This is a genomic window from Rhizobium sp. P1_B8 (assembly GCF_056406515.1).
The window spans coordinates 12,584-26,555 of the sequence record NZ_JBFTZZ010000044.1 but is presented as its reverse complement, the minus strand read 5'-3'; the positions used below and the strand labels follow the sequence as shown (position 1 = coordinate 26,555).

The 13,972-nt window shown below is 59.1% G+C and carries 14 protein-coding genes and 2 pseudogenes; 7 read left to right on the top strand and 9 right to left on the bottom strand.

The features are described 5' to 3' along the window. Positions 1-26: 26 nt before the first annotated feature. A complete protein-coding gene (locus tag AC1D2N_RS33490) occupies positions 27-2,738 on the top strand; it encodes an ATP-binding protein (RefSeq protein ID WP_205934523.1) in 2,712 nt (903 codons plus the stop codon). Between the two features lie 36 nt (positions 2,739-2,774). Here the strand turns inward: AC1D2N_RS33490 and AC1D2N_RS33485 are convergent, their stop codons facing one another. The 5 genes from AC1D2N_RS33485 to AC1D2N_RS33465 all read right to left on the bottom strand — a co-directional run bounded on the left by AC1D2N_RS33485 (position 2,775) and on the right by AC1D2N_RS33465 (position 6,805). Continuing rightward, on the bottom strand, positions 2,775-3,404 hold the full coding sequence (locus AC1D2N_RS33485) for a pyridoxamine 5'-phosphate oxidase family protein (RefSeq protein WP_018517325.1): 630 nt from the start codon (positions 3,402-3,404) through the stop codon (positions 2,775-2,777). Positions 3,405-3,467: 63 nt separating this feature from the next. Next, positions 3,468-4,133: an isochorismatase family protein gene (locus AC1D2N_RS33480; protein ID WP_018517326.1), complete on the bottom strand. Its 666-nt coding sequence runs from the start codon at positions 4,131-4,133 to the stop codon at positions 3,468-3,470. A gap of 26 nt (positions 4,134-4,159) precedes the next feature. Further along, a complete protein-coding gene (locus AC1D2N_RS33475) occupies positions 4,160-5,032 on the bottom strand; it encodes an alpha/beta fold hydrolase (protein WP_018517327.1) in 873 nt (290 codons plus the stop codon). Next, entirely contained in the window at positions 5,029-5,769 is a 741-nt protein-coding gene (locus AC1D2N_RS33470; RefSeq protein ID WP_018517328.1) for an alpha/beta hydrolase, read from the bottom strand. Before AC1D2N_RS33470 ends, AC1D2N_RS33475 begins: the two co-directional genes overlap by 4 nt. A gap of 64 nt (positions 5,770-5,833) precedes the next feature. Then, entirely contained in the window at positions 5,834-6,805 is a 972-nt protein-coding gene (locus tag AC1D2N_RS33465; RefSeq protein WP_018517329.1) for an alpha/beta fold hydrolase, read from the bottom strand. A gap of 482 nt (positions 6,806-7,287) precedes the next feature. Between AC1D2N_RS33465 and AC1D2N_RS33460 the strand changes: the two genes are divergently transcribed. Further along, positions 7,288-8,361, top strand: coding sequence for a PAS domain S-box protein (locus tag AC1D2N_RS33460; protein ID WP_018517330.1), 1,074 nt, complete (start codon positions 7,288-7,290; stop codon positions 8,359-8,361). A 27-nt stretch (positions 8,362-8,388) separates the two neighbouring features. Here AC1D2N_RS33460 and AC1D2N_RS33455 read toward each other — a convergent pair whose 3' ends face one another. Together AC1D2N_RS33455 and AC1D2N_RS33450 are read right to left on the bottom strand one after the other, a co-directional pair. Next, positions 8,389-8,787 carry a PPC domain-containing DNA-binding protein gene (locus AC1D2N_RS33455; RefSeq protein ID WP_018517331.1) on the bottom strand — a complete coding sequence of 133 codons (399 nt, stop codon included), beginning with the start codon at positions 8,785-8,787 and terminating at the stop codon, positions 8,389-8,391. A gap of 58 nt (positions 8,788-8,845) precedes the next feature. Next, the gene (locus tag AC1D2N_RS33450; protein WP_026242410.1) at positions 8,846-9,166 is read right to left on the bottom strand and encodes a hypothetical protein; all 321 of its coding nucleotides are present in this window, start codon (positions 9,164-9,166) and stop codon (positions 8,846-8,848) included. A 146-nt stretch (positions 9,167-9,312) separates the two neighbouring features. Here AC1D2N_RS33450 and AC1D2N_RS33445 point away from each other — a divergent pair, with 146 nt between their 5' ends. From AC1D2N_RS33445 to AC1D2N_RS33425, 5 genes and pseudogenes are all read left to right on the top strand, one after another. Beyond that, the gene (locus AC1D2N_RS33445; RefSeq protein ID WP_130716228.1) at positions 9,313-10,206 is read left to right on the top strand and encodes an SDR family oxidoreductase; all 894 of its coding nucleotides are present in this window, start codon (positions 9,313-9,315) and stop codon (positions 10,204-10,206) included. A gap of 28 nt (positions 10,207-10,234) precedes the next feature. Next, positions 10,235-10,357 (top strand): annotated as a pseudogene (locus AC1D2N_RS33440) (ATP dependent DNA ligase); the annotation flags it as partial. 169 nt (positions 10,358-10,526) lie between these two features. After that, positions 10,527-10,991 (top strand): Hsp20 family protein, encoded by a 465-nt coding sequence (locus tag AC1D2N_RS33435; RefSeq protein WP_018517335.1) that lies wholly within the window; start codon positions 10,527-10,529, stop codon positions 10,989-10,991. A gap of 75 nt (positions 10,992-11,066) precedes the next feature. Continuing rightward, a complete protein-coding gene (locus tag AC1D2N_RS33430; RefSeq protein ID WP_018517336.1) occupies positions 11,067-11,366 on the top strand; it encodes a DUF982 domain-containing protein in 300 nt (99 codons plus the stop codon). Positions 11,367-11,375: 9 nt separating this feature from the next. Then, positions 11,376-11,653, top strand: a pseudogene (locus AC1D2N_RS33425) (hypothetical protein). 150 nt (positions 11,654-11,803) lie between these two features. Here AC1D2N_RS33425 and dinB read toward each other — a convergent pair. After that, complete coding sequence (dinB, locus tag AC1D2N_RS33420; protein ID WP_018517337.1) at positions 11,804-12,904, bottom strand: DNA polymerase IV; 1,101 nt, start codon at positions 12,902-12,904, stop codon at positions 11,804-11,806. A gap of 259 nt (positions 12,905-13,163) precedes the next feature. After that, positions 13,164-13,937 carry an SOS response-associated peptidase family protein gene (locus AC1D2N_RS33415; protein ID WP_018517338.1) on the bottom strand — a complete coding sequence of 258 codons (774 nt, stop codon included), beginning with the start codon at positions 13,935-13,937 and terminating at the stop codon, positions 13,164-13,166. Positions 13,938-13,972 lie beyond the last annotated feature (35 nt).

Genomic DNA, 13,972 nt, shown 5'->3' with positions numbered 1-13,972 from the left:
TGTCACACGATGGCGGTTCCCAGGCCTTGTCGAAGCAAAAGGCCTACCAGTTCGGCGATTTCCGCCTGTTACCTGAAGCCCAAGCCCTCCTGTACAAGGGGCAGTCCGTCGCGCTGGGTGGGCGAGGGTTCGATATACTGACCCTGCTCGTGGCGCGGGCTGGCGAGGTTGTGAGTAAAGCCGATCTGTTCTCGCACGTATGGCCGGACTATATCGTCCATGACCATAACTTGAAGGTCAATGTGGGCAACCTTCGACGCTCGCTGGCCGAACTCGATCCCGCCGCGGAATACATCGCAACGATCGCTGGCCGTGGCTACAAGTTCGTCGCCGCGGTGGAGAACGACCGCCCAGCGGTAGCACGGCAAGTTGCTTCAATCACGAGTCATCATACCGCCCCACCGGAAGTGCGACAGCTCCTCGGCCGCGATGACGCGATCCGGCAAATCTCCGAACAGCTTGATCACCCGGGTTATGTCACCATCGTCGGGCCAGGCGGAGCCGGAAAAACGTCACTTGCGGTCACCGTTGCTCAACATTGCTGCAGCGAAGGCAAAGCCATTGCCTTTGTCGATCTCTCTACGGTCACGGATCCCCGATTTGTGGTGCCCGCAATAGCTTCCGCTCTCGGCATCTCCCTCGGATTGGACGATCCGATCGCGGGCGTGATTGACCTCCTTCGAAGCAACAAACTGCTTCTCATCATCGACAATTGCGAGCACGTCATTGCAATGGCAGCGACGATTGTCGAGCGGATCTCAGCAGAGGTGCCGGGTGCCCGTATCCTCGTGACCAGCCGCGAGCCGCTTCGGACGAGACACGAGCAAATCCATTTTCTCTCCGGGCTCGCTTATCCAGACCAGACGGCTGAGCTCTCCACGACTGACGCGCTTCAGTTTCCTGCGATCCAGCTCTTCATCTCAACGGCCCACGGCGCTGGCGTTTCGGAACCAACGGACGAATACGTTCGCAGTGTCGTCTCAATCTGCACACGGCTGGACGGCTTGGCACTTGCTATCGAGTTGGCCGCCGGCACGGCCAGTGTCCTTGCTCCCTCAGCGCTTGAAGGCCTGTTCAAGAATGGTTTTGACGCGATGGGTCGTGGAGCAAGGGATGCGCCTTTGCGCCACCAGTCGCTGGAGGCTACGCTGGACTGGAGCTATCGGCTTCTGCCCGACCGCGAGGCTATCTTGCTCGCCTTGCTTTCGGTGTTTTCGGGGCGTTTCAACGCCGACGACGCAGAAGCCATGTATTCCGCTGGTGCCCTCGTGCCGATGGCAGGACGTGATGCCCTTTCGCAGCTGGTGGCAAAATCACTGCTCTCCGCGCAATACGACGGCGGGACTGTGCATTACAGGATGGCCGAGAGCACCGGCACCTATGCTGCACGGCGTCTCTTTGGTTCACGCTACAGAGAGGAAGCCAGGCGACAATTTGCCATCCGGATAAGGGACAAGCTGCAGATCGCCGAACGGGAATGGTCCTCACAGACGTCTCGCGAATGGTTAGGGAAATATAGGAGGCAGATCGACGATGTCCGTGCCGCGATCGCCTGGGCGTTCGACCCTGCAGGGGACGCTGCATTGGGTGTCGAACTGGTGGTCGCCGCATTGCCCCTGTGGCAAGAGCTTTCGGCGTTCAGGGAAATGCTGGAGGCCATCGATCTTGCAAGCTCAAACAGTGCGGCACTGGTAGGGCTCGCGCCTCTGGGACGAGCAAAGCTCTCCACGGCGCGGGCTTGGGCTATGACGCTGGCACGCCACATGCACCCGCAAACCGAGGACGCTTGGCGCGAAAGCATCTTTCATGCGAACGGGTCGCGCGACGTCGGGTTTCAAGTGCGCTCGGTGTGCGGACAGGCCGTCTTTCTTGCGTATTCCGGCCGGCCGCGCACGGCGTTACGCAGCATGAACGATTTTGCGGCATCAAAGGGTTTGGACTGGACGACAGCGCCCGACGGGAAGCGGCTGTTGGCGCATATCGAAATCTACGCAGGTGAGCTCAATTCGGCATCGGCCCATCTGGAGGCACTGATGAACGATTGGGGTCACTTGGAAGAAGGCCATGGACTCTCACGATTCCAAGTCGACTTGCCGGCTGGCATACGCTTGTCTCAGGCATTTCTGTGCTGGTTACAGGGTGACTCTGATCGTGCTGCCGTTCTGGCCAGTCGTGCCATCGATCGTGCCGTCGACCTCGATCACATGATATCCCTCGGCAATGCGATCTCGTTGGCGGGCCTTCCGATCGCATTCGTGGACGGCAATCTCGAAACCGCTTCGCAGCTTCAGCGGCAGTTGGCTGACGTCAGCCGCCGTGAAAGCGTCGGCATTTATGAGGGGACAGCCACGTTTTTCGCCGGTGCTATCCAGTCGGCTCGAGGTGAAAGAGCAGGTTTCACCTTGATGCAGGACAGCATCGCTGGATTGCTTCGGGGAAGCTGGCGTGCTCGCGTTCCTTTCTACCGCAGCCTATTGGCGGAGGCCTATATTGCTGCGGGTGAGATGCAACTTGCAGAAAACAGCCTGCGCGCCGTGCTTAGCGAAATCGGGATTCGTGAAGAACGCTGGTGGCATCCTGATCTCTGGCGCGTTGCGGGAATGATTGAAGCCGGGAACGCCCGTCCAAACAAAGCGATGCGCTTTTTCCAGAAGTCTTTGGATAGCGCCCTCGCCATGGGGGCTGGCGCCGCGATCAAACGGACCCAGCTTGCCATGGCTGCGGTGGATGTGCGCTGATGGCGCTTCAATCTCATGTTCGATGAGTGCCAACGCTCAATCTTCTCTTCGTGTGTCAACGCGCTCGCGAAGCGACGCATTTTCTCGCTCGAGTTGAGTAATTTTGTCGATTAGATGCTGTGAAGCTGAGAGAAATTCGGCTTCGGTGTAGCGTGGCTCGATGTGCTGCGGACAGTTCCAGTCGAACGCCTCGAGCTTGAGCTTGAAAATGCGTTCGGCCTTGGCTCCATAATCAGAGTCGGTGATGCTCGCCGTAAGCACCGGATCTGCGTCGAGCGCCAGCTTCTCGGCGCGAGCATAAATCTTCAGGCGCGTGCGGGCGGGATAGTCCATCAAGAACAGGCACGTCCGGTCGTTGTCCGCCAGATTGCCGGTGCTGATATATTGGCGATTGCCGCGGTAATCGGCGAAGGCAAGCGTGCGATCATCGAGCACCTTGAGAAAGCCTGGAGGTCCGCCGCGGTGCTGGACATAGGGCCAGCCTGTCTCCGAAACCGAGGCCATGTAGAAACTGTCGCGCTGTGCGATAAATGCGGTTTCTCTTATCGAGAACTGGTCGAATTCGCGGTGCCCCTTGAAGTCCGACCACAGACGATCCGCTCCCATTTCCGCTTGCGCCCTGCGAACTGACGGAGTGATCGCGATATCCATAAAGCCATAGGTCACATCGTATCTCCTCACTGTATTGTCGGTTTGCAGGGCATTGGGAATGCGAGGCTATATTGCCTCTCACGCGGCCTGCTGCGCGCGGGCATAACTCTCTGCCACAGCAGCATAGTTGGGAGCGACAAGTCCATAGAGCTTGCCGAGTTCGGAAGCCTCGGGCCGCGCCCAGGTCCGGTGAAGCTCGGACAGCAATGCGTTGGTCGAGGTTGGCTTGACGCCGCCCTGCACGAAACGCGCGAGCGAAATGCGGGATGCCATTTCGCTTGGATCTCCCGATGCATCGAGGACCGCATAGACATCGTAGCCGGCGGCACGGGCGTCGAGCGCCGGAAACATCACGCAGACGCTGGTCCAGACGCCCGCCATGATGAGAGTGTTGCGGCCGGTCGCGCGAACTTTTGCGACGAAATCGTCATTGTCCCATGCATTCACTTCGCCCTTACGCGGCACATAGACTGCATGCGGAGCCAGTTCGTGGATCTCTGGCATCAGCGGACCATTGGTCCCGGCAGGTTCCGAGGCCGTGGTGATGACAGGGATATTCAAGAGGGTGGCGAGCTTGGAGATCACCTCCACATTTCGGCGCAGATCGGACACGGAAATGTCCTTTACTGTCTGGAACAGTCCGGACTGGTGATCGAGCAGCAGGATGAGGGCGTCGGAGGGGTCGATGAGGGCTGCGCCGCCACCGGTCGGAAGTACGCTCGGCTTGGATTTGCTATTGTACATGGTTCTTATCCTTCTTTGGGGTTGAGTTATTTGGTCAGATTTCGGGCAAGGAAGTCGCGCATCACGGGGATCATCTCGTCCGCCTTGTCTTCGAGGGCGAAATGTCCAGTGTCGAAGAAATGAAGTTCGGCTTCGGGAACGTCGCGAAGGTAAGCGCGCGCGCCGTCGGGCAGGAAGATGGGATCATTCTTGCCCCACAGAATCAGCGTCGGAGGCCGAAGTTCGCGCAGATAAGTCTGAAAGGCGGGATAGAGCGCGACGTTGGTCCGATAGTCGTAGATGATGTCCAACTGGATTTCGACGCTGCCCGGACGGTCGAGGAAGAGCTGGTCGTACAGCCACGACGCGGGGTCGATCCGCGCCTCGTCCTTTGACCCAGTGAGATACTGGAAGCGTGTGCCGTCGAGCGACAGAAAAGGTCGCATCGCGTCGCGGTTCGCCGGGCCGTTGTCGGCCCAGTAAGCGCGCGTCGGTGCCCAAAAGTCCCCCATGCCCTCTTCATAGGCATTGCCGTTCTGGACGATCAGGGCGGTGACCTGGTCGGGATGCGCGAGCGCCAAACGAAACCCGGTCGGCGCACCGTAATCCATGACATACAGCGCATACCGCTCGACACCCAGCTGTTCGAGAAGGTTGGCGACAACGGTTGAGAACGTGGCAAAGTCATATTCGAAGTCGCTCGACGAAGGCATTTCCGACAGACCGAACCCCGGAAGGTCTGGTGCAATCACATGATAGCGGTCAGCGAGCGCTGGAATGAGGTTGCGGTACATGTGCGAAGAGCTTGGAAAGCCGTGCAGCAACACCACCACAGGTGCGCCGCGCTCTCCCGCCTCGCGGTAGAATATGTTGACGCCGGCAATGCTGGTGGTTCGGTGGTAGGTGACGGGCCGGGTCATTGTCCGGCTCTCGGGATAGTGCTTACGACTGCTGCTGCGATGAACGCTGCGACGTCCTGCGGGTGCGACATAATCACGGCGTGACTGCTATCGATTTCAGTGATCGCGGCTGCCGCGCGCTGAGCCATGCGGCGCTGCGCACTCGGAGGTACCATCCTGTCGGCGGAAGCGACAAGATAGAAGCTGGGTTTGGTCTTCCATGCGGCATGCGTGAGGGGCGCAATGACCGCCGCAAGGCCCCAGGGTAGCTGGGCGGCAGCCATGAACCGCGTGGTGGCGGGATCGACATCGGCAGCAAACGCTTCCGAAAAACGGGCCGGGTCCACAAGGAGGTAACCATCCTGCGGAGGCAACAACGGCGCCTTCGCTTCGCCGGGCTCTTCCGGCGCTTCATTCAGCGCTGCGACGGACTCGCCGACATCCGGCACGAAAGCCGCGATGTAGGCCAGCGACTCGACCTTGGGATTGGCGCCGGCTTCCGTGATAACCGCTCCGCCGTAGCTGTGGCCCACCAGGAGCACCGGATGGCGAGCCGATGCGATAAGACGCTCGGTGGTCGCAACGTCACCTTCAAGTGAGGTCGTCGGGTGTTGGGCGACAAGCACTTCGAACCCGCGGTCTACAAGTTCGCTATGGACTTGTTGCCATCCGGAGCCATCGACAAAAGCGCCGTGCACGAGGACGATCGAACGGGCTGGCTCCCCAGCCGCCTGGGTGCCCGAAAGAGGATTGGTCATGATCTTTTCCTTTGAGGGGGTTGGCCGCGGGGCCGTTAGCCCCGCGAAGTGGATGAGCTCTGGATTAGTTACAAACCTTGCGGTCGAGGAAGTCGCGGATCAGCGGCGCCATCACGTCGAGCTTGTCTTCCAGGGCGAAATGGCCGCTGTCGAGAATATGCATCTCGGCGTTCGGGAGATCGCGAAGATAGGGGTGCGCGCCGGGTTCGGGGAAGATCTTGTCGTTCTTGCCCCAGACGATCAGTGTTGGCGGTTGGCGCTCGCGGAAGAAGGCTTGGAACTGAGGGTAAAGCGGCACATTGCTACCGTAGTCGCCCAGGAGATCCAGCTGGATATCCTTGTTGCCCGGGCGATCAAGCAATGCCTGATCGACGACCCAGTTGTCGGGGCTGATATGTGCAACATCACCCATACCGTCGGTATATTGGAACTTGGTGGTCTCGAGCGTGACCAGGCCGGCAAGTGCTTCCCGGCGTTCCGGCGTCTTTTCGGCCCAATAGGCCTTGATCGGGTCCCAGAATGCGGCGAGACCTTCGGTATAGGCGTTGCCGTTCTGCACGATTAGCGATTCAACCCGCTCGGGATGTTTGAGCGCGAGCCGATATCCAATCGGTGCGCCGTAATCCATGACGTACATGCTGTAGCGATCGGCTCCGACCTTGTCGGTCAGCTTGTCGACGATGTTGGTCAGGTTCGCGAATGTGTAGTCGAACTTGGTGTGGTCGGGCGCGTCACTCTGGCCGTAGCCGGGATAGTCAGGCGCAATCACGCGGTAGCGGTCAGCGAGCAGGGGGATGAGGTTGCGGAACATGTGTGACGAGGTCGGAAATCCGTGCAGGAGCAGGAGGACCGGCGCGTCCTTCGGGCCGGCTTCGCGATAGAAGACCTTCACGCCGTCGATCGTCGTGTTTTTGTACTGAATGACGGGAACTGCGTTCGCGGCGATGACCGCGTTATTCGGCACGCAGCGGGCTTCGGCCGCAACGGGAGAGATGGCAATAAGAAGTGCGACAGTGGTGAGAAGATGTTTTTTCATGATGCTTTCCTTTTTCAAAATTGGGTGCCGATCCACATCAGCGCCTCTGGAAAAAGGACTAGCATCGCCGGTCTTCGGACCTGGGATAAATAAGGGTAAAAAGTTGGACAGTCGGCCGTGGTTAAAAGGCGCAATGAGCAGCATGAACTGCTCGCTCCAAACGAAAGCCGGTCCTTTAGAGCAGTGGAGGCTTTGCCCGCTTGCCCGGCTCTTTTAGCGACCGCAAACTATGTTGATTATAGAGGACATTTCCGTGGGAAATCAGCAAGATAGGTTCTTGAGTTTGCTGGTTCTGGGTTCGATTCCGTTCAAGGCGAAGGCATTTTGCCAGCGATCTCGCATTCGGATGGCGTCATACGGATTTGCGACCCCTAAAATGATTCTGACTGTTGTTGGTGGTGTTTAGCGAATATGGTCGGCGGTGCATTAGCGGTCTCGGCCGTCTCGATTTCTTGAAAAATGCGTTGATTGACGGGGCGTAAATGTCGATTTCCGATAACCAGCAACACGAGGGCCAGGCCCAGCTCGGTTTGCGACAGCTGGAGGCCGACATAGAAGCTGCGCAGCATGGACGTAATGCTGCAGCTTTTCTTGCAGCGATCGTCGAATCCTCCGACGATGCGATCGTTAGCAAGAGCCTCAGCGGAGTCATCACGACCTGGAACAAGGGCGCTGAGCGTCTTTTCGGTTATACGGCAGACGAGGCTATCGGCAACCCGATCACGATCGTCATTCCACCCGATCGCCTGAACGAGGAGCCAGCCATTCTCGCCCGCATTCAAGCCGGCGAACGCGTCGATCACTTCGAGACGATACGACGACGTAAAGACGGTAGCCTGATCGATATTTCTCTCACCATCTCGCCTATTCGGGACGGCAACGGAAAGATCATCGGCGCATCGAAAATTGCCCGCGACATATCAGAGCGTAAGCGCGCCGCCGAGCGTCAGGAACTTCTGCTGCGCGAGATGCATCACCGGGTAAAAAACCTGTTCGCCATTACCGGCAGCATCATCACCCTTGCAGCAAGGACGGCAAAGACGACTGCTGATCTCGCTGCGGGGATGAAGGACAGGTTGATGGCCCTCTCGCGGGCGCATGAGATGACATTGCCGAGTTTAAACGGTGAGACCGCGACCGGTGCTCCGGAGACCACCCTCTTTCAGCTTCTGTCGAATATCCTCGCGCCTTATGAGCGGGACGGTGCCAATCGTTGGCAGCTGATCGGAGATGACATCGACATCAGCGGCACCAAAATTACAAACTTCGCGCTTCTGTTCCATGAATTCGCAACCAATGCCGCGAAATATGGTGCGCTGTCCGTTGAAGAGGGAAAGCTGGAGATAGCGGTGGCGGTGAAGGGCGAGATCCTGGAGATCGTCTGGCTGGAGAGCAGCGGTCCTCCGCAGGCTGCCTTGGAGCCACGTTCGATCGGTTTTGGAAGCCGGCTTGAGCAGATAATCAGTCAGAGCCTCGGCGTCGATATCGCGCGCGACTGGATGCCGAACGGACTCGCGATCCGACTGTCGGTCCCCCGCGGCGTTGTCAGCGACTAAGACGAGGCAGCGCAGCCAGCCCGCGTCTCAACTGGCCGGACCGAGTTGCAGGATGTTGGCGCCAATCGACGCGTCGGTGGACCGTTCGAGCCGATCTCTCAGGATCGTCACATGGAGCTCCATCGAACCGCGACCGACCTCGAGCGCCAACAGGTGACCGCCGACCGCCTCGAAGGAAGAGCTGCCGGCGGTTGCGTGCAGATACGGCAGCGGTTTTCCGTCCTTCCAGGCAAGCGAGCCCGTCAAGTTGGTCACCTCAAGGTTTTCGTAGCTCTTCGGCTTGTATTCGCGGGCTTCGAAATTGAAGAAGCCGAAGGTGATCTGGCCAGCGAACCCGAATCCAGTAAGCATGGCCGATGGAATGTCTTCGTCGACCATGAGCGTTCCCAGGCGGGCAAGCACGTCGTCTCCCTGTCTCAAGACCATTAGGAATCCGTCAGGTGCTGGGATGTAGCGTTTCTGCTCCGTCACGGGACACGACCGATCAATGATGGGCGTTGTGCTCGGCATTCCGCTTCCGCGTCGCGGCCGCCTTCTTTGCCGAAGCCGAACGGTCTGCGGCCGATCGCGACGCTGCCGCCTTGCCGCCCTTCTCGCCGCCTTTATGGGCGGCCGGATGACCGGTATGCTTGCCTTGCCCGGAACCGCCGGCCTTCTTGCCGCCGCCATCATCCTTATTGACGGTCGCCGAGGCTCGGCGCTCGGCTTCCTTCTCTGATACGCCACGGTCTTCGTAGCTTTCGGCGATGTGGTCTGCCTTGCGTTCCTGCTTGTCGGTGTACTTGGACTTGTCACCACGGGGCATGACATTTCCTCCTTCGTTGATAATCAGAACGAACGACAACGCAAAAAGTTTGTTCCGAGCCGACGGCGTTACAGGAACAAAGGGATGAAACGGGCGTTCGCGGACATGCATTCGCCATGCAATTCGGAAAAACCTTGGGTGTCATTATGAGCGACAAGACCTCCTTGAACGATCCTCGCACGCTTTATCCAGCACCGCCTTTCCCAAACCAACCGCAACATGCGCCTGGCCTCGCCCGCAAGATGGATCCCACGCCGGATCATGGCGAGGAGAGTTATCGCGGGTCAGGGAAGCTCACTGGCCGGAAGGCACTCGTCACCGGCGGAGATTCGGGCATTGGCCGCGCTGCGGCAATCGCTTTCGCGCGCGAGGGCGCCGATGTCGCGATTGCCTATCTCCCGGATGAAGAGGCAGATGCCAGGGAAGTGATCGGACTTATCGAAGCCGAGGGCCGCAAAGCCGTCGCCCTACCCGGCGACATCAAGGAGGAGCCGTGGTGCCGGCAACTGGTCGACGAGGCGGTCTCCGGTCTTGGCGGTCTCGATATTCTCGTCATCAATGCCGGCCGGCAGCAGTACCGCGAGAAGATCGAGGATTTGTCGACGGAGGATTTCGACAAGACGATGAAGACCAATCTCTATGCGCTCCACTGGATCGCACAAGCCGCCGTGCCCCATATGCCGGCGGGATCTGCGGTGATAACGACAGCTTCCATCCAGGCTTACCAGCCGTCACCGATCTTGCTCGACTATGCCACGACAAAGGCCGGCATCGTCGCCTATACGAAGGCCCTTGCCAAGCAGCTGATTGAGCGTGGCATTCGCGCCAATGTCGTGGCACCCGGACCGGTCTGGACGGTTCTCCAGCCGAGTGGCGGGCAGCCAGACGAGAAGGTGAAGAACTTCGGCAAGGATAGCGACTTCGGCCGGCCCGGCCAGCCGGTCGAGCTGGCTCCCGTGTTCGTCCTGCTTGCATCGCCAGAAGCAAGCTTCATCAACGGTGAGGTCTATGGTGTCACCGGCGGCAAGGGCGTCGCTTGATCGAACCCTCTTCACCGGTTGCCATCGCCAGCCGACGCTGATTGCCGAGATCGAATTCCGGGGCTGGACCGACGACGGCAATCTTCGTCACGCATCCTACAAAGGCTTGCGCGAAGTTCAGGATAATGCGGCCGTTTATGAGTTGGATTGAGCCGGTGGCAGAAGCCGAACACGAGCAAATTTTTTTCTGCCGCTACTCTTGAATCCGAAATTCTCAAAAACCAAATCGATTGCCGCCAGCCGCTCAATGAAGGGCTGGCCTTGCTGGGAGCGCCGCTTTCGGCGCTTCCATATCCATGTTGCTCAAGGAGGATATGGCTATGGCAACATCTTACGACTATGCACCGCTCTACCGTTCGAGCGTCGGCTTCGACCGGGTTTTCAATCTTCTGGAAAACGCCCAGCGCGCCCGGTCGATCAGCGACTGGCCGCCCTATGACATTGTCAAGACCGGTGACGACGCCTACCGGATTTCGATCGCGGTCGCGGGCTTCACCCAGGACGAACTCGACATCACCTTCCAATCCAATCTACTGACGGTTACCGGCAAGAAGCAGGAAGCGGCTGCCGAGGGCTACCTGCATCGCGGCATTGCCGGCCGGCCGTTCGAGCACCGGTTCGAACTCGCCGACCATGTCAGAGTGAACGGGGCGGAACTCAGCAACGGGCTCTTGTCGATCGATCTGGTTCGGGAGATCCCCGAGGCGTTGAAGGCGCGCAAGATCTCCATCCAGAGCGCTGGGGCAGTCGCTCCCCCGCAAATCGAAGCGCAGAAGGCGGCTTGACCCCGCATTGACCGCAGAACAAGGGCGCCGTGGCTACGGCGCTCATCAACATTCCGGGTTGGAAAGGAGAGAGCGATGAAACCCGATATGTTTAGACAGCCTGTTTCCATTCTCGTCGGCCTTGGCTACCCAGCGGAGGTTCGCAGCGTCATGGATGCCTACCGGCATCTTTCCGAGTGTCCGACGTCACTCAGGGACAGCGCGCATGCGATTGCGCTGAAGGCCTGCAGTGCGGCACTGCGTGGCGAGATTGAAGCAGAAACCGCGCGTGGCCTGTTTGCGGCTTTCGCCGAGAAACACGATCTGCTGGCGCCGGAAATGAACGTGATCGCCGCGTCACGTCTGCAGCGTGACCGGGATCCACACGTACAGTGAGGTGGTCCGATGACGCATGACATGTTGCAGCAGGCAGCCAGCAACGCGATGGCGATGGGACCAGCGGTCTTGCTTCAGGGTATGGAGCTTCAGCGGCCAATCGATGTGGTGAGAGCGCCGGCTCTTTCCGTCGATGATAAGCGAACGATCCTCGCCGCCTGGGCCTCCGACTTTTACGCTGTCGATTCGATTCCGCTCTCCGGCAGGTGCCGGGAATGCCAGAGCCGATTTCGATCGATGAGGTACAGTCCGCGCTGAAAGAACTCGATCGGCGATATGGTATCTAACGGACCGCGCGTTCAAGTGGCCTGCTTCGACGATTTGGCGAGCCGCTTGATCGCCTGTTCGAGGGAACGCTGCCCATCGAAATAATCCTGCCAGGCGCTCGCCGCACCGCCCCCGCGGCAGGCTGTTTTGTTTTCGGCGCCTCGTTCCTGCTAAAGATTGAGATCGAATTGCGGCTGCCCCTCGGTGGCGTCGCTGGGCTGATTGTTGGTCAGCGACGAGAGTGTCACCCCCAACAGGCGCACTGACAGCTTGAAGGGATAGACGGTTGCCAGAAGTGCCGATGCCGCGTCGAATAAATCAGCCATGTTTGCGAATGGCACTGTGCCTGTCCGACTGCGCGTCGCCTGGGTGAAGTCCGAATATTTGATTTTTACAGTCACCGTCTTGCCGCTGGTTCCCTGCGCATAGCAGTAGCGCCAGACTTTCTCGGCAAGCGGCTTCAGTTCTGCCTTCGCGCGTTCGAGATTATGGATATCCTCGGCGAATGTGTCTTCCGCGCCGACCGATTTGCGGATGCGGTCGGGTCTGACCTGGCGTTCGTCAATGCCACGGGCGATGCCATAGAAATAGGGACCGGATTTCCCAAAATGCTCCTGCAGGAAGGTGAGCGACTTCGATTTCAGATCGAGCCCGGTTTCGATACCGAATTTACGCATGCGCTCGGCCGTCGCAGGCCCGACACCATGGAATTTCTTGACGGGCAGGGTTTCGACAAAGCCTGGCCCATTCTTCGGCGTGATGACGGCCTGGCCGTTGGGTTTGTTGAGGTCACTGGCCATCTTGGCCAGGAACTTGTTGTAGGAAATGCCGGCCGAAGCGTTGAGCCCGGTGACCTGCTTGATCTTCGCGCGGATCTCCAGGGCAATCTCGGTGGCGATTTCCATGCCTTTCAGGTTTTCCGTCACATCGAGATAGGCCTCGTCGAGCGAGAGTGGCTCGATCAGTGGTGTGTATTCGGCGAAGATTTCGCGGATTTGCTGGGAAACGGCCTTGTAAACGTCGAAGCGCGGCGGCACGAAAATCAGGTCAGGACATTTCCGTTTTGCGGTGACCGATGGCATGGCCGAACGGACACCAAAGGCACGCGCCTCATAGCTTGCGGCGGCCACCACGCCGCGCGCTGCGGATCCGCCGACGGCGAGCGGCTTGCCACGAAGTTCCGGGTTATCGCGCTGCTCGACCGACGCGTAAAAAGCATCCATGTCGACATGGACAATTTTGCGGATCGGCGTTGGCGTCGTATCGTTCATGGCGGATCTTGCAAGAGAGCTACCGGCTCGGTGTCCCTTTTGAGGGCCTTACCCGAAACAAAGAGAGAACATAGCAGCCTTCGCGGCGATATCAACACGCGTTTGCCCGCGACGCAGGGCTGCGGATCGATCACTCCTCTTAAACCCAGCACTTGCTGACAATCTCAAGCAGGCCAAGATCGACAACTCGGTGAGAGACTGGAACCACACAAGCGATCATGCCCCCAGTGTGGATCGATCTGCTTTGGGCCGGTTAGGCTCAGAAAAGGCTCGGCTGCACGACCGGTTCTCCGGCCCTCGTTACGATCGTCGAGCCGTAAGGCTCCCGGGATGTTACGATCAGCGCATCGTCGGGCAGTGGGCTGGCAAGCGCCTTGGCCTCATCCCATGGCGCACGCATCCAGACATCGGTTTCCTTGGTGGTCAGAAGGAGGACCGGTATGGCCTTCTCATGAATTGGCTTCACCACGTTATTCGGATCGGTGGTCAGGAAACCGTAGAGATCATCAGTCGTCAGACCGTCCCTGACCTTTCGGACACTCTGCCACTGCGGCACATGGATGCCGGCAAAGAACATCAGCGACTTCTCCTCGTCGCGTGCAAACCAGGCATTGGGCACGTTGCCGCCTTCCTCCTGGCTGGCCGGATCCGGCTCGGCGAAACTGGTGACCGGGACGAGACATCTGTTTTCGGCCCCGAACCATCGCTTCCAGTGCGGAAAACTGAGCTTGCGCACGTTGGTCGTGCCGCGATCGGCCTCCATTCGGATCAGTTCTTCGAGATCGAATGGCTTGCCCTTGGCCGCAAGTTTCTCGGCCTTCGCTTTGGCGGACTTCTCGAGCGCGAAGCGCGGCGAGGGCAGTCCCCAGCGCGCATGGACCAGTTGCTTCTTTCCCTCAGTAGTATTGCGGATGATAGGCCCCATCTGGTCTGGGTTCATCTGGTAGGCGGGCATCAGATTGATCAGGCTTTCAGCGTCCTGGGCCCATTTTGCGACCCAGTCCCTGTCTTCCATGCGATAAAGATTGCACATCGTGGGCCATCTGCTCCGCTTGAGCTCAGTGGAGG